At 71.5% G+C, this 18,666-nt stretch carries 18 protein-coding genes; 14 read left to right on the top strand and 4 right to left on the bottom strand.

The annotated features are described in order from the left end of the window. Positions 1-43 precede the first annotated feature (43 nt). The 3 genes from Vgi01_RS26395 to Vgi01_RS26385 all read left to right on the top strand — a co-directional run bounded on the left by Vgi01_RS26395 (position 44) and on the right by Vgi01_RS26385 (position 4,132). Entirely contained in the window at positions 44-1,276 is a 1,233-nt protein-coding gene (locus Vgi01_RS26395; protein WP_204292875.1) for a thiamine pyrophosphate-binding protein, read from the top strand. A 340-nt stretch (positions 1,277-1,616) separates the two neighbouring features. Beyond that, positions 1,617-3,029 carry a hypothetical protein gene (locus tag Vgi01_RS26390; RefSeq protein ID WP_239089171.1) on the top strand — a complete coding sequence of 471 codons (1,413 nt, stop codon included), beginning with the start codon at positions 1,617-1,619 and terminating at the stop codon, positions 3,027-3,029. Positions 3,030-3,253: 224 nt separating this feature from the next. After that, positions 3,254-4,132: a SigB/SigF/SigG family RNA polymerase sigma factor gene (locus Vgi01_RS26385; RefSeq protein ID WP_204292874.1), complete on the top strand. Its 879-nt coding sequence runs from the start codon at positions 3,254-3,256 to the stop codon at positions 4,130-4,132. A gap of 118 nt (positions 4,133-4,250) precedes the next feature. Here Vgi01_RS26385 and ctaD read toward each other — a convergent pair whose 3' ends face one another. From ctaD to Vgi01_RS26370, 3 genes are all read right to left on the bottom strand, one after another. Then, entirely contained in the window at positions 4,251-6,257 is a 2,007-nt protein-coding gene (gene ctaD / locus Vgi01_RS26380; protein ID WP_102660550.1) for an aa3-type cytochrome oxidase subunit I, read from the bottom strand. A gap of 86 nt (positions 6,258-6,343) precedes the next feature. Continuing rightward, the gene (locus Vgi01_RS26375; RefSeq protein ID WP_204292873.1) at positions 6,344-7,072 is read right to left on the bottom strand and encodes an ATP-binding protein; all 729 of its coding nucleotides are present in this window, start codon (positions 7,070-7,072) and stop codon (positions 6,344-6,346) included. An 81-nt stretch (positions 7,073-7,153) separates the two neighbouring features. Then, entirely contained in the window at positions 7,154-8,170 is a 1,017-nt protein-coding gene (locus tag Vgi01_RS26370) for a glucosyl-3-phosphoglycerate synthase (RefSeq protein ID WP_239089170.1), read from the bottom strand. A gap of 301 nt (positions 8,171-8,471) precedes the next feature. On the opposite strand from Vgi01_RS26370, the gene secA2 reads away from it, so the two are divergent. The 4 genes from secA2 (at position 8,472) to Vgi01_RS26350 (ending at position 13,211) form a co-directional block, all read left to right on the top strand. Next, positions 8,472-10,766, top strand: a complete 2,295-nt coding sequence (gene secA2 / locus Vgi01_RS26365; protein ID WP_204292872.1) for an accessory Sec system translocase SecA2 — start codon at positions 8,472-8,474, stop codon at positions 10,764-10,766. A 206-nt stretch (positions 10,767-10,972) separates the two neighbouring features. After that, positions 10,973-11,713 carry a GAF and ANTAR domain-containing protein gene (locus tag Vgi01_RS26360; RefSeq protein WP_102660554.1) on the top strand — a complete coding sequence of 247 codons (741 nt, stop codon included), beginning with the start codon at positions 10,973-10,975 and terminating at the stop codon, positions 11,711-11,713. Between the two features lie 77 nt (positions 11,714-11,790). Then, positions 11,791-12,345 (top strand): DUF2231 domain-containing protein, encoded by a 555-nt coding sequence (locus tag Vgi01_RS26355; RefSeq protein ID WP_204292871.1) that lies wholly within the window; start codon positions 11,791-11,793, stop codon positions 12,343-12,345. Positions 12,346-12,455: 110 nt separating this feature from the next. Continuing rightward, on the top strand, positions 12,456-13,211 hold the full coding sequence (locus Vgi01_RS26350; RefSeq protein WP_204292870.1) for a class I SAM-dependent methyltransferase: 756 nt from the start codon (positions 12,456-12,458) through the stop codon (positions 13,209-13,211). 74 nt (positions 13,212-13,285) lie between these two features. Here the strand turns inward: Vgi01_RS26350 and Vgi01_RS26345 are convergent, their stop codons facing one another. Continuing rightward, positions 13,286-13,678, bottom strand: a complete 393-nt coding sequence (locus Vgi01_RS26345; RefSeq protein ID WP_102660557.1) for an ankyrin repeat domain-containing protein — start codon at positions 13,676-13,678, stop codon at positions 13,286-13,288. A 224-nt stretch (positions 13,679-13,902) separates the two neighbouring features. On the opposite strand from Vgi01_RS26345, the gene Vgi01_RS26340 reads away from it, so the two are divergent. The 7 genes from Vgi01_RS26340 to Vgi01_RS26310 all read left to right on the top strand — a co-directional run bounded on the left by Vgi01_RS26340 (position 13,903) and on the right by Vgi01_RS26310 (position 18,498). After that, a complete protein-coding gene (locus Vgi01_RS26340; protein ID WP_204292869.1) occupies positions 13,903-14,367 on the top strand; it encodes a cysteine dioxygenase in 465 nt (154 codons plus the stop codon). Positions 14,368-14,404: 37 nt separating this feature from the next. Then, positions 14,405-14,896 (top strand): rhodanese-like domain-containing protein, encoded by a 492-nt coding sequence (locus Vgi01_RS26335; protein ID WP_102660559.1) that lies wholly within the window; start codon positions 14,405-14,407, stop codon positions 14,894-14,896. Positions 14,897-15,028: 132 nt separating this feature from the next. Then, positions 15,029-15,469, top strand: a complete 441-nt coding sequence (locus Vgi01_RS26330) for a winged helix-turn-helix domain-containing protein (RefSeq protein WP_199180346.1) — start codon at positions 15,029-15,031, stop codon at positions 15,467-15,469. Between the two features lie 260 nt (positions 15,470-15,729). Then, the gene (locus Vgi01_RS26325) at positions 15,730-16,341 is read left to right on the top strand and encodes a winged helix-turn-helix domain-containing protein (RefSeq protein WP_102660561.1); all 612 of its coding nucleotides are present in this window, start codon (positions 15,730-15,732) and stop codon (positions 16,339-16,341) included. A gap of 75 nt (positions 16,342-16,416) precedes the next feature. Then, positions 16,417-17,058, top strand: a complete 642-nt coding sequence (locus Vgi01_RS26320) for a nucleoside/nucleotide kinase family protein (RefSeq protein WP_204292868.1) — start codon at positions 16,417-16,419, stop codon at positions 17,056-17,058. Positions 17,059-17,180: 122 nt separating this feature from the next. Next, positions 17,181-17,579 (top strand): TraR/DksA family transcriptional regulator, encoded by a 399-nt coding sequence (locus Vgi01_RS26315; RefSeq protein WP_102660563.1) that lies wholly within the window; start codon positions 17,181-17,183, stop codon positions 17,577-17,579. Between the two features lie 43 nt (positions 17,580-17,622). Beyond that, positions 17,623-18,498, top strand: coding sequence for a DUF72 domain-containing protein (locus Vgi01_RS26310; RefSeq protein ID WP_204292867.1), 876 nt, complete (start codon positions 17,623-17,625; stop codon positions 18,496-18,498). Positions 18,499-18,666: the final 168 nt, after the last annotated feature.

The raw sequence follows: 18,666 nt of genomic DNA, 5'->3' as shown, positions 1-18,666 counted from the left end.
AACGGAGACGGCGGTGCCCGTCCCGCACCTAACGGAGACGGCGGTGCCCGTCCCGTACCTGGCGGAGACGGCGGTGCCCGTCCCGTACCTGGCGGAGACGGACGTGCCCGACCCGTACCTGGCGGAGACGGTTGTCGAGCGGCTCGCGGCCTGGCGGGTGCCACGGGTCTTCGGCGTCGCGGGGGAGCCGGTCGCCACGCTGGTCGAGGCGTTGCACTCGGCCGGCGGGGAACCGGAGTTCGTGTCTGTACGCCACGGTGAGACCGCGGCGTCCATGGCGATCGGGCACGCCCGGCTCACCGGCGGGATCGGCGTCTGCCTGAGCCCCGCCGGCCCGGCCGCGTTCGGCCTGCTGGCCGGCCTCGACGCCGCCCGGCGGGCCACGCTGCCCGTACTGGCGATCATCGGGGCGGTGGACGAGGGCGATGGGGTCGGTGGGGTCTACCAGACGTTCGCCGGGCTGTGCCGGCAGGTGTGGCACGTCGATGACCTGCGGCGTGCTCCGGCCCTGGTGGACGCGGCGGTTCGCGCGGCGCTGGCCGGGCCCGGCCCGGCCTGCCTGCTGCTCACCGGCAAGTCGGGTCGGCCCCCGGCCCGCACGCAGGTCAGTGTCGAAAGCGCTGCCATCGATCCGGGTCGACCGTCGGCGGTTCCGCAGGTCGGTGCCGGGATGCTCTTCGTCGACTCGGTCGGACCGTCGGCCGTTCCGGACGTTGACACTGCGTCTGACGTCACGGAGCCGCGGCGACCGTCCGTCGTTGCGGGGGTCGACATTGGGTCGGTCGTCGTCGAGCTTTCCGCCCGTGTACCGCCGGAGGCCGCCGTGACGATCGATGGTGATTGCGGCCTCAGCCGCCATGCGTGTCGCCTGCCACCCGGCATCGCCGTACTGGCCTGTGACGCCCACGAGGTGGCGGGCGCCGCGCTGCCGTACGCCGTGGCCGTCAAACTGGCTGACCCGCGGCGGCCGGTGCTCGCACTGCTCACCGACGACGGCATGCGGTCACACGGCCTGTCCGAGCTGGTCACCATCGCCCGGGACTGGCCGCACTGGCCCGATCCGCGGCTGGTGGTGCTGGTACTCAACACCCGGTCCGGCTACCCCGGACGGCAGGTGGCCGACGACGTGCCGTACTCGGGCTGGGCCCGACTGCTGGGCCTGCACGGCGTACGCGTCGACCGACCGGAGCTGGTCGGCGCAGCCTGCGACGAAGCCCTCGCCGCCAACCGCCCCTGCCTCCTCGACCTGGTCGTCACCCCCCACCCCCCTCCCTGACCCCACCCCCCACCCCCACCCGCCCCGAACACCCTTCCTTCCCTCCCTACCTTCCCCACCCACGCGCGCAACCCCACCCCGCACACCGTCCCATCGCCCCCACACCCCCTCTACGCGGCGATCTTGCACTTGTGGTCGCCTTTTCGCGTCATTCACACCCTTTATCCCGACACAAAGTGCATGATCGCCGCATAGAGGGGGGTGCGGGGAGGGGTTTGTCGGTGTTGTCGGGAACAGTCAAGATCAGATGGTTGGTGTCGGTCGGTGGGGGGATGCCCTGTTTAACCGGCAAGTGGGCGGGAAGCCCGGCTGCGTGAGCGAACGGGGCAGCGTGGGGCCGGTGCGTAAGGTGCGCCGGGAAATCACGGCGAGGGGCGCCGGATTGACCGGCGACCGGATCGTCGCGACGGGCAGTACCGCCCGGATCCTCGTCGCGGCCATCGCGCGTGCCCTGCGTGGGGCGGACTGCGCCGATATCAGTCATGTCGGGCCGGCGTCGCGGTTCGTCGGCACTCCCGATCCGGTCCGTCGGGCGGTGGCCATCCGCTCGGCCGGTCGGGTCGCCCTGACTGCGGGGCAGGCGGCGGAACTGGACGCGGGCCAGGTCGCCGAGTGGTTCGTCGGACAGTATCCGAGCGGTCGCTATCCGGGCGTGTTGCTGGGCTCGCCGCACGGTGCCGCCGCTCACCTGGCGGTGGCGCTCGGGGTGCCGTGGCTGCCCGCCGGGTTCGAGATGATCGCGCACTGGCCGAAGGGGTCCGTGGATCGGCCCCTCGCCGCCCTGGACCACGGTGCCGGGCTCGCCGGTCGGATGCTCGCCGGCAACCCTGACCTGCACCTACGGCAGGTGCACTGCCCGGCCAGCCGTGGTGCCCTGGCCGCGGCGACGGTGGCGCTGGCCGGGCGGTGGCACCGGCTGCCGCAGGCGTACCGGCGCTTTCTCGCCGACCGGCTGGAACCAGGTGCCCCGGTGGTGGTGCTGCGCGACACGCGCACCTGGCCGGTGTACGAGGCCGCCGACGGACACAGCTTCCAGGTGGGCTGCCCGGCGAGTGGACTCGATCCGGTGGACTTCCACCCCGACAGTCACACCCTGCGTAAGGTGCTGCGTTCCGCCGGCGGCGACGGGGCGCACTGGGAACCGCCGGAGATCTCCACGCCGCCAGGGGTCGCCGAGCACGGGGTGGAGTCCGGTTTCGACCGCGACGTCGCGCAGTGGGCGACCCGCGAGGGACATCCCCTGCGCCAGGTCGTCGTTCCCGCGCCGGCCGCGTTGAGCGCGGCCACCGCCGACCTGTACCGCCGCTGGCTACGGGCCGCCGGTAAGACCGGGAACCGGCTGGTGGTCGAGTGCGGCCGGCTGCTCGACCCCTGGCAGGTGATCCGCGCCGGCCTGGTGCCGTACTGGTGCGAGAACGCGACCCGCCGGTGCGTCGAGCAGGCCGAGTGGTGGTTGGCCGGCAGCGAAGCGTTCAGCTCGGTGGACGTCCTGCCGGAGCCGCCGGGTGTCCGGTCACCGGCGCTCGCCGGGCTGCCGCAGTGGCTGGCCGTCGCCGGCTTCGGACACCGCCGTCGGGCCCTGGACCGCTCGGCGGCCCGGGGGTACCCGGTCACCTCCGTACCCACCCGCCGGGCCACCGAGGTGCTCCGTGCCCAGCCGTACGACCTGCCCACCCCGCCGCGGATCGAGGTGACGGACGCCCTCGCCGCGTTGCGGGACAGCGGCGCCCCGCACGGCCTGCTGGTCTGTTGACACCGGGCTGGCGAAACATCCTCGCGAAGCCGCGATCCCGTGATTGAGTACCTACGGAGCGGGAACACCGCCGGCTGCGACAGGCTGATCACCTTGGCGTGGCACGGCGCCGACGCCCGTTTCGCATCCCAGTCATGTAACCCACTGAGCCGGCCTGTGCGTGTCCACGCACGGGGTCCGGTGCCGGCCGAATCCGGGCGGGGTCCTTCCTGAGGGAGGCGCGGATGTTCGGACAGACCACCACGACCACACCACCATCCACCGATCGAGGTCTGGAGGACCTCGACGCGGCGGCACTGGCGTACGCGGCACGGATCGCGGGAATGCCACCGGAACGCCGCCACGAGGCGCGCGACGACCTGGTGCGTTTCGCCTTGCCGTTCGCCGGGCGCCTGGCGCGCCGCTACCGGGGGCGCGGTGAGCCGCTGGAGGATCTGGAACAGGTGGCCCGATTGGGTCTGGTCAACGCGGTTGACCGGTACGACCCGGAACGGGGCTCGTTCACCGCGTACGCCGCGATCACCATCGTGGGCGAGATCAAACGGCATTTCCGGGACCGCACCTGGGGTGTGCACGTGCCACGCCGGCTGCGTGACCTGATCCTGGAGGTCGGACAGGCGACCGCGGCGCTGACCAGCGAGCTGTCCCGGGCACCGACGGTCGCCGAGCTGTCCAAGCGGCTGGACACGCCGCAGGAGGAGATCCTCGCCGCCTTGGAGTCGGCTGCCGGCTACAGCCCGGCGTCGCTGAACGCGCCGGTGGGCGGGGAGAGTTCCGCCGAGTTCGGTGACCTGGTGGGGGAGTCGGACATCGCGCTGGAATCGGTCGACGACCGGGTCACGGTCAGCGGGCTGTTGCACCGTCTGCCCTGGCGGGAGCGGCGAATCCTGGCCATGCGGTTCTACGGCAACCAGACCCAGGCCGAGATCGCCGCCCGGTTCGGCATCTCCCAGATGCACGTGTCGCGGTTGCTGTCGCGGGCGTTGACCTGGCTGCGTCAGGCGATGCTCGCCGATGCGCCGCCACCGTGGCAGAACGGGGCCGCCGAGTCCGAGTCGACGACGGCGAACCAGACACGTCCCGCCTCCGCGCGGGCCCGCTGACCACACGGGACGCACGCGTTGACCATGGGGCACACGCGCTGACCACTGGACGCAGCCGGGGCGGCACCGATCGGTGCCGCCCCGGTCGTTCGTACCCGGATCAGGTCGTACACCCGGATCAGTTCTCCGGGGTGTCGCCTCCGCTGCGCGGATGCCGCCACCGGTCGTCGCCGGCCTCCGAGCGACGCTCGGCGCCCAGTGGGTTGCCCTCCGGTTCGTCGGTGTCGTCGAAGCTGGGCCGGCGCACGTCCTGCGGGTCCGGCACCTCGACCGGTCGGGCCCCGGACTGTGGCGCCGGGTGGTAGGCGGTGGCTTCCGGCGCGCCGTGCGCCCCCTCGGCGCTCGGCGACTCGCGGTGGTGCTTCTCGCGGTGCAGCTCGTCGCGTAAACCCTGCGGGGGTCTCGTGGTCCGCTGCGGCAGGTCCCGACCCAGGTCGGAGACCAGCTCACCGTACTTGGCGTCGAACGCCGGGCGCTCGGACCGGATCCGGGGCATCCGGTCGAAGTTGCGCAGCGGTGGCGGGCAGGTGGTGGCCCACTCCAGCGAGTTGCCGAAGCCCCACGGGTCGTCCACCGTGACCTGGGCACCGAATCGCCATGATTTCCAGGCGTTCCAGATGAAGAACAGGGTGGATGCGCCGAGCACGAAGGAGAAGATGCTGGAAATCGTGTTCAGCGTGGTGAAGCCGTCGCTGGGCAGATAGTCGGCGTACCGGCGGGGCATGCCCTCGTTGCCCAGCCAGTGCTGCACCAGGAAGGTGCCGTGGAAGCCGATGAACATGGTCCAGAAGTGCAGCTTGCCGAGCCGTTCGTCGAGCAGCCGCCCGGTCATCTTCGGCCACCAGAAATAGAAGCCGCCGAAGAGGGCGAACACCACCGTGCCGAACAGCACGTAGTGGAAGTGCGCCACCACGAAGTAGCTGTCGTGGGTGTGGAAGTCGGCCGGCGGGCTGGCCAGCAGTACGCCGGTGAGTCCGCCCAGCAGGAAGGTCACCAGGAAGCCGATGGCGAACAGCATCGGCGTCTCGAAGGTGATCTGTCCTTTCCACATCGTGCCGATCCAGTTGAAGAACTTGACCCCGGTCGGTACGGCGATGAGATAGCTGAGGATGGCGAAGAACGGCAGCAGCACCTGGCCGGTGGTGAACATGTGGTGCGCCCACACCGTCATCGACAACACGGTGATCGCGGCGGTGGCCAGTACCAGACCGGTGTAGCCGAACAGCGGCTTGCGGGAGAAGACCGGAATGATCTCGGTGATGATGCCGAAGAACGGCAGCGCGATGATGTAGACCTCGGGATGGCCGAAGAACCAGAAGAGGTGTTGCCACAGCATCGGCCCGGCGGTGGCGGGGCTGTAGACGTGCGCGTCGAGCAGCCGGTCGGCGCTCAACGCCAGCAGCGCGGCGGCCAGCAGCGGGAAGACCAGGATCACCAGCACGCTTGTGAACAGCATGTTCCAGGTGAAGATCGGCATCCGGAACATGGTCATGCCGGGTGCCCGCAGGGTCAGGATCGTGGTGATCAGGTTGACCGCGCCGAGGATGGTGCCCAGACCGGAGACGACCAGGCCGATCACCCACATGTTCGCCCCGACACCGGGGGAGTGCTGGGCGGTGCTCAGTGGCGTGTACGCGGTCCACCCGAAGTCGGCGGTGCCCTGCGGGGTGAGGAATCCACCGATGACCATCAGCCCGCCGAACAGGTACAGCCAGTAGGCCAGGGCGTTCAGCCGGGGAAAGGACACGTCCGGCGCGCCGATCTGGATCGGCACGATGTAGTTGCCGAACCCGAACGCCGCAGGGGTGGCGAACAGCAGCAGCATCACCGCGCCGTGCGAGGTGAACAACTGGTTGTACTGCTCGGGGGCGAGGAACTGCATGCCCGGCCGGGCCAGCTCTGCACGGATCAGCATCGCCTCGATCCCGGCCACCACGAAGAAGCCGAACGAGGTCATCAGGTAGAGCAGGCCGATCTGTTTGTGATCGGTGGTGGCCAGGAACCGGAGCAGCTTGCTGCCGGGCAGCGGCTTGTTCAGGGAGCCGGGATAGCCGCCGAACCTGGCCGGTGCGAGGATGGCCGGCCCCCGATCCTGTCCGGTTTCGGTGGGTACCCGCTTGGGCATCAGTTCTCACCCCGCTGACGACGGAAAGGACGGGCGTGACTACCCGACCTTCCGACCATGTAACCAGGCGACAGCGGTAATTTCGGTCAATTCGCCGGTAGTGTTGCCCAGACGGCCTTTCCGTCACCGGCCGGCGCGCTACCCCACCGCGCGGCAAGTTCGCGCACCAGCAGCAGGCCCCGACCGCCCTCGTCGTGCTCACCGGGCCGGCCGGGCTCGGCCGCCGCGGGGCTGCCGTCCACCACGGTCAGGTGCAGCCACGGCCGGCGCAGCGTCACGGTCACCTGCATCGGGGTGCCGGCGTGCCGGACCACGTTGCCGACCAGCTCGCTGAGCACCACCGAGGCCGGTTCGACAGCCGCCGGCAGGTCCCACCGTGCGCAGGCGTCGGCCACCAGCTCCCGGGCGCGCCGGCAGGCCGCCGCGACCGGTTCGAGTCGGACCCGCATCCGAGGTACGGCCGAGGCGTCGGCCACCCGGGCCGCCTCGTCGCAGTCGTGGCGCACCGGCACCACCCGCACGGCGGTGGAGGTGGCCAGCGACGCGGCCGGATGCGGATGCGGCGCGCAGATCACCAGCGGCACCACCGGCCAGCCCTCGGCCCGGCGCGCCGCCGCGGCGAACACCGCCACGGCCAACTGGTCGTGCACGGTCAGCCCGGTCAGGTCGACCACGAGCGCATCGGGCTGGGCGGCCAGGCAGCGCTCCAGCACGGCGTACACCTGGCGGGTGGTGGTCAGGTCGAGGCCGCCGGCGACGCGGACGACGGTGACCGGGGTCGCGTCGTCCACATCGCAGGTGATCCGGCTCGTCATCTCCGCCCTCTTCCGCCGGTGTCGCAGAGCTGCCAACTACCCGGCGTCCGGCCGGCCGAAACAGCCCGCGCTGCCGGCTGGTCAGGCCGCGGCGACCCGACGGCGCGGCAGCCGGTGCCGCAGTTCGGCAAGCGGCGGACGCTCCTCGACGGTCACGTCGCTGACCACGATCTCCCGGTCGAGGTTCGGCAGCGCCTCGGAGCCACCCCGGCGGAACTGGGTCAGCAGGGCGCTGGGCAGCACATCCGGGCTGGCCCAGCCCCGCCGCTGCAACCGCGACCAGACGGTGAGCATGATCTGGGCGGACATCCGGCCCAGCGCCGCGGTGTCCTGGTGGCGGTGCTTGCGCTCGCCCAGGTCGACCTGGGCCAGCGCGTCCAGGCCGACGAGTTCGAGCAGATCGATGAGCATGGCGGTCTCGACGCCGTAGCCGGAGACGAACGGCACCTGCGCCAGCACCTCGCGGCGGCCCGCGTACTCACCGGCAAGCGGCTGGACGAAACCGGCCAGTTCCGGCCAGAACAGGTTGAGCATGGGACGGGCCATCAGCTCCGTCACCCGGCCCCCACCGTCGGCCTCCACCCCGGTCGTGCCGATCAGCGGCCGATGGTAGAAGCCCTTCACGAAGTCCACCGACGGGTCGGTGAGCAGCGGGCCGAGCAGCCCGGTGACGAAGTGCGGACGGAACTCCCGCAGGTCGGCGTCGACGAAGGCCACCACGTCGCCCTCGGCGGCGGCCAGGCCGGCCCAGAGCGCGTCGCCCTTGCCGGTCAGCCGCGGCAGCCCGTGGGTCATCGCGTCCTGGCTGACCACCTCCGCGCCCGCGGCCCGGGCCACCTGCGTGGTCCGGTCGGTCGAGCGGGAGTCCACCACGATCAACTCGTCGACCAGCGGCACCCGGTCCACCAGGTGCTCGCGGATGGTCGACACGATCGCCCCGACGGTGGCCTCCTCGTTGTGGGCCGGCAACACCACGCTGACCCGGCTGTCCCCCTTTGCCCTCAGCAGCCGCCGGGTCGGCCAGTCGGCGGCGGAGCTGGTCCGATAGGTGGCCCAGGCCTCGACCACCGGCGAGACCGCAGATTCGGTGTTCCGCACAGGCACCCCCATCGCGCCGAAGACCGGGAGTGGGATTTCCCGGCACTCGGCTAGCTAACCGGATCGATCCCACCAGCTTGATCACGGCCCTGCGCCGGGCACGTTCCCGCTTGATGAACGTTTGATTGCGGTGCTGCCACCGCGAAGCTTCGGCCCTGCTCATCGAACCACCACGGCGGCATCGGCCGCCGATCACGGCGCCGGTCGGCGGTGCGGCGGGACGGCCCGGCGGACAGCGCGGAACGGAAGGCACGCCGGGGAGGGCGCGAAAGGGGCCGTCGGTCGCGTACCGTTGCCGCTCATGGGTGTGTCGCAACGGTTGAAGACCAGGTTCCGCCGGTTCCTCCAGCGCCCGGGAACCACGGTAGATCTGGCCCCGCTGGAGAAGCTGCTGCCGGCCATCGAGGCCCGCGAGGAGAAGGTTCAGGCCTTCGACGACGCGGAGCTGACCGAGGCGGCAGCCGTGGCATCGACCTACGAGGAGATCTGTGCGCTCGGCCGCGAGGCCGCCCGCCGCGGGCTCGACCAGCGGCCGTACGACGTGCAGCTGCTCGGCGCGATGTCGCTGCTGTCCGGCAAGGTCGCCGAGATGGCCACCGGTGAGGGCAAGACGCTGACCGCGGCGATCGCCGCGTACGGGCACGTACGGCTCGGCAACGGCCCGGTGCACGTGCTCACCGTCAACGACTACCTGGCCCGCCGCGACGCGCAGTGGATGGAGCCGGTCTACACCCTCCTCGGGCTCACCGTGGGCTGGGTCAACGAGGCCTCGACCCCGGCGGAGCGGCGGGCCGCGTACGCCTGCGACGTGACCTACGTGGCGGTCAGCGAAGCCGGTTTCGACTTCCTGCGCGACCAGCTCGTCACCGACGTGGCCGACCGGGTCCAGCCGGCGCTGCGCACCGCGATCGTCGACGAGGCGGACTCGATCCTGATCGACGAGGCCCGGGTGCCGATGGTCCTCGCCGGCTCGGTCGCCAGCGAGCAGGACCCGGTGCACGCCGCCGCCGCGCTGGTGCGCGGCCTGCGCAAGGGCAAGCACTACACGGTGGCCGAGGACGGCCGCAGTGTCGCCTTCACCTCCGCCGGCCTGGCCGCCGTCGAGGCCAAGCTCGGCATCGACCTGTACGACGAGGAGAACGTCGAGCAGCTCTCCGCGGTGAACGTAGCGTTGCACGCGCACGCCCTGCTGCACCGCGACGTCGACTACATCGTCCGCGACGGCACCGTCGAGCTGATCGACGAGATGCGCGGCCGGGTGGCCCAGCGCCGCCGCTGGCCCGACGGGCTCCAGGCGGCGGTCGAGGCCAAGGAGGGCCTGGACGCCACCGCCGAGGGTGAGGTGCTGGGCACCATCGCCGTGCAGGCGTACATCGGTCTCTACCCGACCGTGTGCGGCATGACCGCCACCGCCGTGCTGGTCGGTGACCAGCTGCGGGAGTTCTTCGGGCTGGAGGTCGCGGTGATCCCGCCGAACACCCCGTGTGTACGGGTGGACGAGCCGGACCGCATCTACGCCACCCGGGCGGAGAAGGAGGAGGCGCTGATCGACGAGATCCAGCGCTGCCACGCCGCCGGGCGGCCGGTGCTGGTCGGCACCCTGGACGTCAAGGAGTCCGAACAGTTGGCCGCCGGGCTCAACGCCGTCGGGGTGCCCTGCGTGGTGCTCAACGCCAAGAACGACGACGAGGAGGCGGCGATCATCGCCGAGGCCGGTGCCCACGGCGCGGTGACCGTCTCCACCCAGATGGCCGGCCGGGGCGTGGACATCCGGCTCGGCGGCAGCGACCAGGTCGACCGGGAGCAGGTCGCCGAACTCGGCGGCCTCTACGTCATCGGCAGCGGCCGGCACGACAGCCGCCGGGTCGACGACCAGCTGCGCGGGCGGGCCGGCCGGCAGGGTGACCCGGGTGGTTCGGTCTTCTTCGTCAGCCTGGAGGACGACCTGGTCGTGCGGCACGCCGGCGACACCGTTCCGCCGTCGCCCCGGATGAACGCCGACGGTCTGGTCACCGACCCGCAGGTCGACTACGCCGTGGAGCACGCCCAGCGGGTCGCCGAGGGCGTCAACCACGAGATCCACCGCAACACCTGGCGCTACAGCGTGGTGATCGAGCAGCAGCGCAAGGCGCTGGCCGAGCGTCGGGAACGACTGCTGACCAGCGACGTCGCGGCGCTGATGCTGCTGGACAAGATGCCGGAGAAGGCCGGCGAGATGGACGAGGACCTGCTCGCCCGGGTGGCCCGGTCGATCGCCCTCTACCACCTCGACCGGCTCTGGGCCGACCACCTGGCCGAGCTGTCGGAGGTCCGCGAGGGCGTACACCTGCGCGCCCTGGGCCGACTGGACCCGCTGGACGAGTTCCACCGGTCGGCCGTGCCGGCCTTCACCAACCTGGTCCCGGAGATCGAGGCGCGCACCCTGGCCACCTTCACCGAGACCGAGTTCGACGAGGACTGGCAGCCGGACGCGGCGGAGCTGGTCCGGCCGAGCGCCACCTGGACCTACCTGGTGCACGACAACCCGTTCGGCTCCGAGCTGGACCGGCTGATCGCCTCGGTCGGTCGGCGGCTCAGCGGGGGCGGCGGGCGCTGACCCGTACCCACTGATCCGGTCGCGGCCCCTCCCAGCGGTACCCGTACCCTGGGAGGGGCCCCGCTTTGCACCGTTTCGACCGTTGTTGCAGCGGGTAGTAGGGCGGGTCGTCACGTCAGGGCTGCCGTCGGAGCTGCCCTCGTGCCCGGCCGTAGCGAGGAGGAGACCGTGAGGACGCTGACCAGGCGTACGGGGGCTTCGGGTCGGTGAACCTGGAAACGAGTCCACCGCTGGCGGAGACCCTCGGTGTGCTGGAGACGGCGGCCCTGTTGCGGGAACTGACCGCCGGGTTGATCGCCTTGGACGACTTCGACGAGGCGCTGTCCGCCCTGGTGCGCATCACCCGGGACGCCATCGCGGGGGTCAACTGGTGCGGGTTCACCGCCCTGCGGGCCGGTGAAGCGGCCGGAGTGGCCGCCTCCGACGCGCCGATGAGCGGGCTGGACGACCTGCGCTACGGCGCGGACACCCCGGCGATGGACGCGATCCGGCTGCGGGAGATGGTCCGCGCGGAGAACCTCGCCACCGAACGCCGCTGGCCGGACTGGACGGCCCGGGCCGGGGAGTTCGGCGTACTCGGGGTGATCTCCGCACCGGTCGACGTCGACGAGCAGGTGATCGGCGCGATCAACCTCTACGCCAGCCGGCCGGACGAGCTGACCACCGGCCACCAGCTCACCGCCATGCTCCTCGCCGAACACGCCGGCCTGCTGCTCGCCGCCGTACGGGACCGGCAGCGCCGCAGCGCGCAGGCCGACGCCCAGGACGTCGCGTTGCTCGGTGACGGCGTGATCGGCCAGGCCATCGGGGTGATCATGACGCAGCGCGGCTGCCCGCCGGAGGACGCCCTCGAGGTGCTGCGCAGTGCGGCATCGTCGTTGTCGATCCCACTGCGGCAGGTGGCCGAGCGGCTGGTCAGCACCGTCTCCCGACCACGAGACAACTGAGCAGCGCTCTCGTTTCGCCGCGGTGGCACCCGGGTAGCACCCTGGACTGGTGAGCTGATTCCAATCCAGGGGGACCGATGCAGAGCCGACTGCGGGTGCAGGGGCACCCCATTCAACCGATGCTTGTGACGTTCCCGTACGGGCTCTTCGTCTGCGCGACCATCTTCGACTTCGCCCAGGTGGTCGGCGGCCCCGCCCTACTCGGCGAGGTCGGCTACTGGACGGTGGTGGCCGCTCTGGTGGCGGCGGGACTGACCACGATGGCCGGCATGGTCGACCTGTGGGACGTGCCGCCGGACCGGACCCGTCGCACCGCGATCAGCTTCAACCTCGTCAACGCCGGGATGGCCGGGCTGTTCCTGCTCTCCTGCCTGGTACGGGCGGACGCGCCGAACCGGGGCGCCACCGCCGTACTGCTCGTCGTCGAGCTGCTCGCGCTGGCCGTCGGCGGTCTCGGCGTGGCGCTGGGCGCGCGGCTGATGCGCCACTACGAGCCCGGTCGGGCCGAGCCGACCAGCTTCGACGCCCTCCGTGGCACCGGCAGGCCGCGCAGCGCCGCCGCGCCCCGTGGTGCCGCCGTCCTGGGTGGCGTCGACGCCCGGACCGTCGAGATCGTCCGCCCCCGCCCGTAGCGCGCTGCGCCCGGTCCGTGAACGCGGCTTGGTCGTGAACGCGGCCGGGCCGTGAACGCGGCCGGGAAAAGGCGTTGCCACAGTCGAGGCATGCCGGAGAAGCTGAGCCCGTGTCCGGGGAAGCGAGCTTCGACGAGTTGGTCGCCGACGGTGCCGCCGCGCCGGTCGACGGCTGGGCCTTCGACTGGCTCGCCGGGCGGGCCACCGAGGAGCGTCCACCCTGGGGGTACGCCCGCCTGATGGCGGCGCGGATGGCGACCGTCGACGCGGCGCTGGACATCGACACCGGCGGGGGAGAGGTGCTCGCCGAGGTGCCGCACCCGCCCCGGCTGCTGGTGGCGACCGAGGCGTGGCCGCCCAACGTGCCGGTGGCCCGGGCCAGGCTCCGCCCGATCGGGGCGACCGTGGTCGCGGTGAGCCCCGACGCCCCGCTGCCGTTGCGCAGCGCCACCTTCGACCTGGTGGTCAGCCGGCATCCGGTGCACACCGACTGGCCCGAGGTGGCGCGCGTGCTGCGGCCCGGTGGCACGTTCCTGTCCCAGCAGATCGGGCCGGGCACCGTACGCGAACTCAGCGAGGCGATCCTCGGGCCGCTGCCGCCACCGGCCCACCGGCACCCGGAGCAGGCGGTCGCCGACGCCGAGGCGGCCGGGCTGACCGTTGTCGACCTGCGTACGGCCACCCTGCGTACCGTGTTCCACGACGTCGGCGCCGTGGTCTGGTTCCTGCGCAAGGTGATCTGGACGGTGCCCGGCTTCACGGTTGCGGCGCACCGGCCGGCGCTGGCCCGGCTGCACGAGCGCATCCGCACCGAAGGCCCGTTCGTCGCCCACGCCCAACGTTTCCTCGTCGAGGCCCGGCGCTAGCCCGGCACCGACGGACGGGGACAGGGCTCAGTCGGTCATAAACCAGCCGCGTTGATCAGGGTCAGCCGCGTTGGTCAAGCGGGGCGCAGCAGGGTGAGCATCTCCGACAGGTCGAAGAACTGGGCGGTTTCGACGGCGGACGGGTTGCCGTGGTCGGGGTCTGCGCCGGCGGTGAGCAGGGCGCGTACCGCGTCACCGCTGCTGCGGAAGACCGCCGCGGCCAAGGCGGTCTGGCCCCGGTCGTTGGTCCGGGTGTGGTCGGCGCCCCGATCGAGCAGCGCGGCCACCGTCTCCGGGTGGGCGTGGTACGCCGCCAGGATCAGTAGCGTGTCGCCCTTCTCGTTGGTCAGGTTGACCGGCAGCCCCGCATCGACGTATCCGGCCAGTTCGGCGGTCGCGCCGTCGCGCGCCAGGTCGAACATCCGGTGCGCGAACTCCAGGGTCTCGGCGTCGAGTTCCTCGCTCACCGGCTCAGGCTAGTCGGCGTCGGCACCCTCCCTCATCCCGAGTGGACGCAAGGTCGCGCTCGATCCGGGATCGAGTGGCCCCGGTCGCGCCACCAAGCCACTCGATCCCGGATCGAGCGCGATCATGAAGGAGTGTCCCAACATGTAAGATTACCTACTAAGCCTATAGGGTTTACCGCCTAGGCTGGTGGGTGACCACAGCCGTTGAACCTCGTGAGGAAGTCATGCGCGCTCAGCCTGTCTCCGAGCGGTCGGACCTGCTCGCCGTCGCCCGGCGCTGGGCCGGCGACCCGGCGAGCTGGCCGGTGCCGCTGCGCTTCGACCCGGCCAGTCGGTGGTACGCCCGGCTCGCCGCCGACGACGACCACGAGGTGTGGGCGTTGAGTTGGCTGCCCGGCCAGGGCACCGATCTGCACGACCACGGGGGCTCGTCCGGTGCCTTTCTGGTCGCCTCGGGGGTGCTCACCGAGGAGACGGTCAGCGGCGGGCGGCTGCGCCCGCATCTGCTCGACGCCGGCTTCGGCCGCCGCTTCGGCCCTCGACACGTGCACGTGGTGACCAACCGGCACGCCGAACCGGCGGTCAGCGTGCACGTCTACCGCCCGGCCCTGCGTCGGATGACCCGCTACCACCTCGACGAGGGTCGGCTGAGGGTTGCCGAGGTGGCCGAGGCCGGCGTGGCATGGTGAACCCCCCTGGCGCCAGCCGACACACCTGGAAGGAACGATGATGCCGCAGACCGACCCCGCCGCCCACTGTCCGGTACCGCCGCCGGGCTCCCGGGGGATCGACGAGATCCTCCGCGCCGCCCGGGCCCGGCTGGACCGCCTCGACCCGGAGCAGGCGCACCTGGCGTACCGGGCGGGGGCGCTGCTTGTCGACATCCGGCCGGCCGCGCAACGGGCCGCGCACGGGACGGTGCCCGGCTCCCTCGCCGTCGAGCGCAACGTGCTCGAGTGGCGCTTCGACCCGCGTTGCCCAGCCCGGCTGCCGCAGGCGGTCGGCTACGACCTGCCCGTGGTGGTGCTCTGTCAGGAGGGCTACACCTCGTCCCTGGCCGCCGCGTCGTTGCAGGATCTCGGCCTGTTCCGGGCCACCGACGTGATCGGTGGCTTCGCCGCCTGGCGGATCGCCGGCCTGCCGGTGCTGGGCCCCACCCCACCGATCCGCCCGTCCACTCCCGCGCCCCCGGCGACCGCCGGTCGGGTGTCCCATTGATCAGCCACGCCCACCCGGCGTGGCGGAGTCCCCCAGGAGGCCGCCGTGTCCGTCGTCGCCATCAGCCCGCGCCCACACCCGTCCGGCCGTACCAGCCGTAACCGCCTCGTCCGGCGGCGCGCCAACCCGACCCTGACCATCACCGTCGACCTTGCCGCCGCAGCGACGAGCCCGCGACTGAATCGGCTGCTGGAACTGCTCGGCGAACTGGCCGCCTCGGGCGAGGGAAGGCTGTCACACGACGCCGCCGACCACCCGCCGATCACGGCTGATCCGAGCGTCATCCGCATCCTCACCGGACCCCGCAGCGTCCAGCAGGGCGACCGGGTGGTCCCGCTGACCCGGATCGAGTACGACCTGCTGCTGTTCATGGCCGAGCGGCCCCGGCGGGTCTTCACCCGGCTCCAGTTGCTCAACCAGGTCTGGGGTTACGACCACGCGGTGGCGCGCACCGTCGACGTGCACGTCCGTCGGTTGCGCGCCAAGCTCGGTGTCGACACGCCGTTGCTGACCACCGTCCACGGTGTCGGCTACCGCCTGGCCGACGAGGCCCGGGTGAGCGTCGAACGCTGATTTCCGCCGCGGTGGGCCGTGCCACGCCGTCCCGCACGAAAGGTGAACTCCGGTGTCGACCCCCCGTATCGGGTCAAGTTGGCGACTCTGCTGTAATCATCTGGCCTCGTACGCAGAGCGAGCATCCGGCTCCGAAGTGTCGGTCAATTGTCACATTCACACAACGCAGCCGCCCCTTGACCCGCACACCGACGCCGGGAAGCATCGATAGAGCGGCGTCCCGGGGCCGTGGGGAAAACCCGGACCAGCCTAGGAGGACCATGTCGGTCAGCCCCGCTTCGTCGCGCGCCGGATGGCATACGTCCCAACCAGCGGTCCCCGGTCGGCCACCGGGCGGCCAACGCCGTCCGACCAGCACAGCCGCCCCGGTCATCACCGTCACCCTGTCGATTCCGCTGGCCTGTGAGGAGTCGCTGACACCGGCCGCGCGTCAGCTGCTGGAGGCGGCCCGGGAGCTGCTGGAGCACGGCGAGGGCACGATCATCAGCGGTGGCCCGGTGGTGCCCGAGCGGCGCACCGAGGTCGTGCCGGCGGGGCGGACACCGGCCCGGCCGCTCGCGCCGACCATCCCGAGCCTGCACATTCTGGCCTCCTCACGATCGGTGCTGCGCGACGGCGAGCCACTGCCGCTGACCCGGCTCGAATTCGACCTGCTGCTGCATCTGGTGGTGCATCCGCGCCGGGTGTTCACCCGGCTCCAGCTGCTCAACGCGGTCTGGGGTTACGAACACGCGGGGGTGCGTACGGTCGACGTGCACGTGCGCCGGCTGCGCGGCAAGGTCGGGGTGGACGTACCCCTGGTCACCACGGTCTACGGCGTCGGCTACCGGCTGGCCGACGAGGCCCGGGTCACCCTCGACCAGACCGGCTGACGCGACCGGACCGGCTGAGCGGTCGCGTCGGGCGGTCGGCGGCGGTGACGGTCGGACGCCGGGCACGATTGTCGGATGCGTGTGCGTCCCATCTCACCGCAGCGACTGGTCACCGAGCTGGCGCAGCGACTCGCCGACACCGAGTCGGCGGCGCGGCTGCGGGTCGCTGTGGACGGTCCCGCCGCCGCCCGTCCCGAGGAGTTGGCCGCCGCCCTGGTCGACCCGCTGCGGGCGTACGGCCGTCCGACCCGGCACATCCGCACCGACGATTTCCTGCGCCCGGCGTCCGTACGCCTGGAACATGGCCGGACCAACCCGGACGCCTACTACGAAGGCTGGGTCGACGAGGCCGGGCTACATCGGGAGGTGCTCGACCCGGCGGGGCCGGCGGGTGACGGGCGGATCCTGCCCTCGCTCTGGGATGCCCGGGCCGACCGGGCCAGCCGGGCGGCGTACGTCGAGGTGCCGCCCGGCGGGGTGGTCCTGATCAGTGGCGCCTTCCTGCTCGGCGGAGGACTGCCCTTCGACGTCACCGTGCATCTGGAGATGTCCGCTGCCGCGCTGAGTCGACGTACCACTGCCGAACTGGCCTGGACCCTGCCCGCGTACGCCCGGTACGCCGAGGAGGTCGCACCGGCCACCTTCGCCGATCTGGTGATCCGGGTGGACGACCCGCGTCACCCGGCGATCGTGGAATCCGCCGACGACCCGGTTTGATCCCCGGGGAGCGGGGGTAATCGCGGGGCTCACAGCGCCCGGGTGATCACCCGCCTGGGCGGTATGACCGGGTGGGGTGGTCCCGCCCGTGATGACGATGATGCCCAGGAAGGCAGGCAGCCATGCTCGTCCACGACACGGTCGGCACGGGCCGATCCCAGGCGGAGATCGACCAGATTCGACTCTCCCTTCAGGCCCGCTACGCCGAACTGTCCGAGGAGTACGAGCAGGCCGTGCAGCAGAGCCAGGTGCTCCGGCTGGTCGAGGTCGGCGACACCGCGGGCGACGACCAGGCCGACAGCGGCACCAAGACCGCCGAGCGGGACACCGCGCAGTCGCTGCTGCGCACCATCCTGGACCGGCGGGCGCAGTTCGAGCATGCGCTGACCCGGCTCGACGAGGGCACCTACGGCTTCTGCGAGGGCTGCTCGGCTCCCATTCCGGTGGAACGACTGGAGATCTTCCCGTCGGCGACCACCTGTGTGACGTGCAAGCAGACCCGGGAGCGTCGGGCCGCTTGAGCCGCAGGTTGCCGGTCGGTCCGGGACGCGGTGCACTTTACCCATGGGCGAGATCGCAGTGGGTACCGCCTCCTGGACCGACCGTACGCTGCTCGACTCGGGGTGGTACCCGCAGACGGCGGACACGCCGGAGAAGCGGCTGGCCTACTACGCCCGGCAGTTTCCGCTTGTCGAGGTCGACGCCACCTACTACTCGCCGCCGGCCGAACGCACCGCCCGGCTCTGGGCCGAACGCACCCCGCCCGGCTTCACCTTCAACATCAAGGCGTTCAGCCTGCTCACCGGCCACCCCACCAAGGTCAGTGCGATCTACAAGGACCTGCGGCCGGCCACCGACAAACGCAACCTCTACCCGGACGACCTGCCGCCGCAGGCGTACGAGGAGGTCTGGACCCGGTTCCTCAGCGCCCTGGACCCACTGGTCGAGGCGGGCAAGCTCGGCGCGCTGCTGTTCCAGTTCCCGCCCTGGTTCACCATTCGCCGGGACAACAAGCAGTACCTGCTGGAGGTGACCCGGCGCTGCGCGCCGCTGCGTCCGGTCTTCGAGTTCCGGCACGCCTCCTGGTTCGACGGGGACAACGCCACCGAGACCCTCGACTTCCTGCGCGAGCACCAGTTGGCGTACGTCGGCGTGGACATGCCGCAGGGGCACCGCTCGTCCGTACCGCCGGTGCTGGCGGCCACCTCGGATCTCGCGGTGGTCCGCTTCCACGGCCACAGCGACAAGTGGACCAGTCGGGACATCCACGAGAAGTTCGGCTACCGCTACTCCAAGCGTGAACTGGCCGACTGGGCGCCCCGACTGCGCGAACTGGCCGACCAGACGCAGCAGACCCACGTCCTGATGAACAACTGTTACCGGGACTACGCCCAGGTCAACGCCCAGCAACTCCAGGCGCTGCTGACCGAGCCCGACTGAACCGCCCGCGCCACCGCTGTCATCTCACCCGCGCAGGGTGAGGATGGGTCACCTTCGACAGGCGGAAGGTGGTGGTAGCGGAGATCGTCCGCGCGAGACGACCGGAGGTGGATGGCGATGACGGTGGTACCGCATCGACGGCGCGACGCCGTCCTGCGCGTCGTCGGG

The sequence above is a fragment of the Micromonospora gifhornensis genome, from assembly GCF_016863515.1.
Classification (GTDB): Bacteria; Actinomycetota; Actinomycetes; order Mycobacteriales; family Micromonosporaceae; genus Micromonospora; species Micromonospora gifhornensis.
Note: the sequence above shows the minus strand (reverse complement) of the source record. Positions and strands in the feature narration are given on the sequence as shown.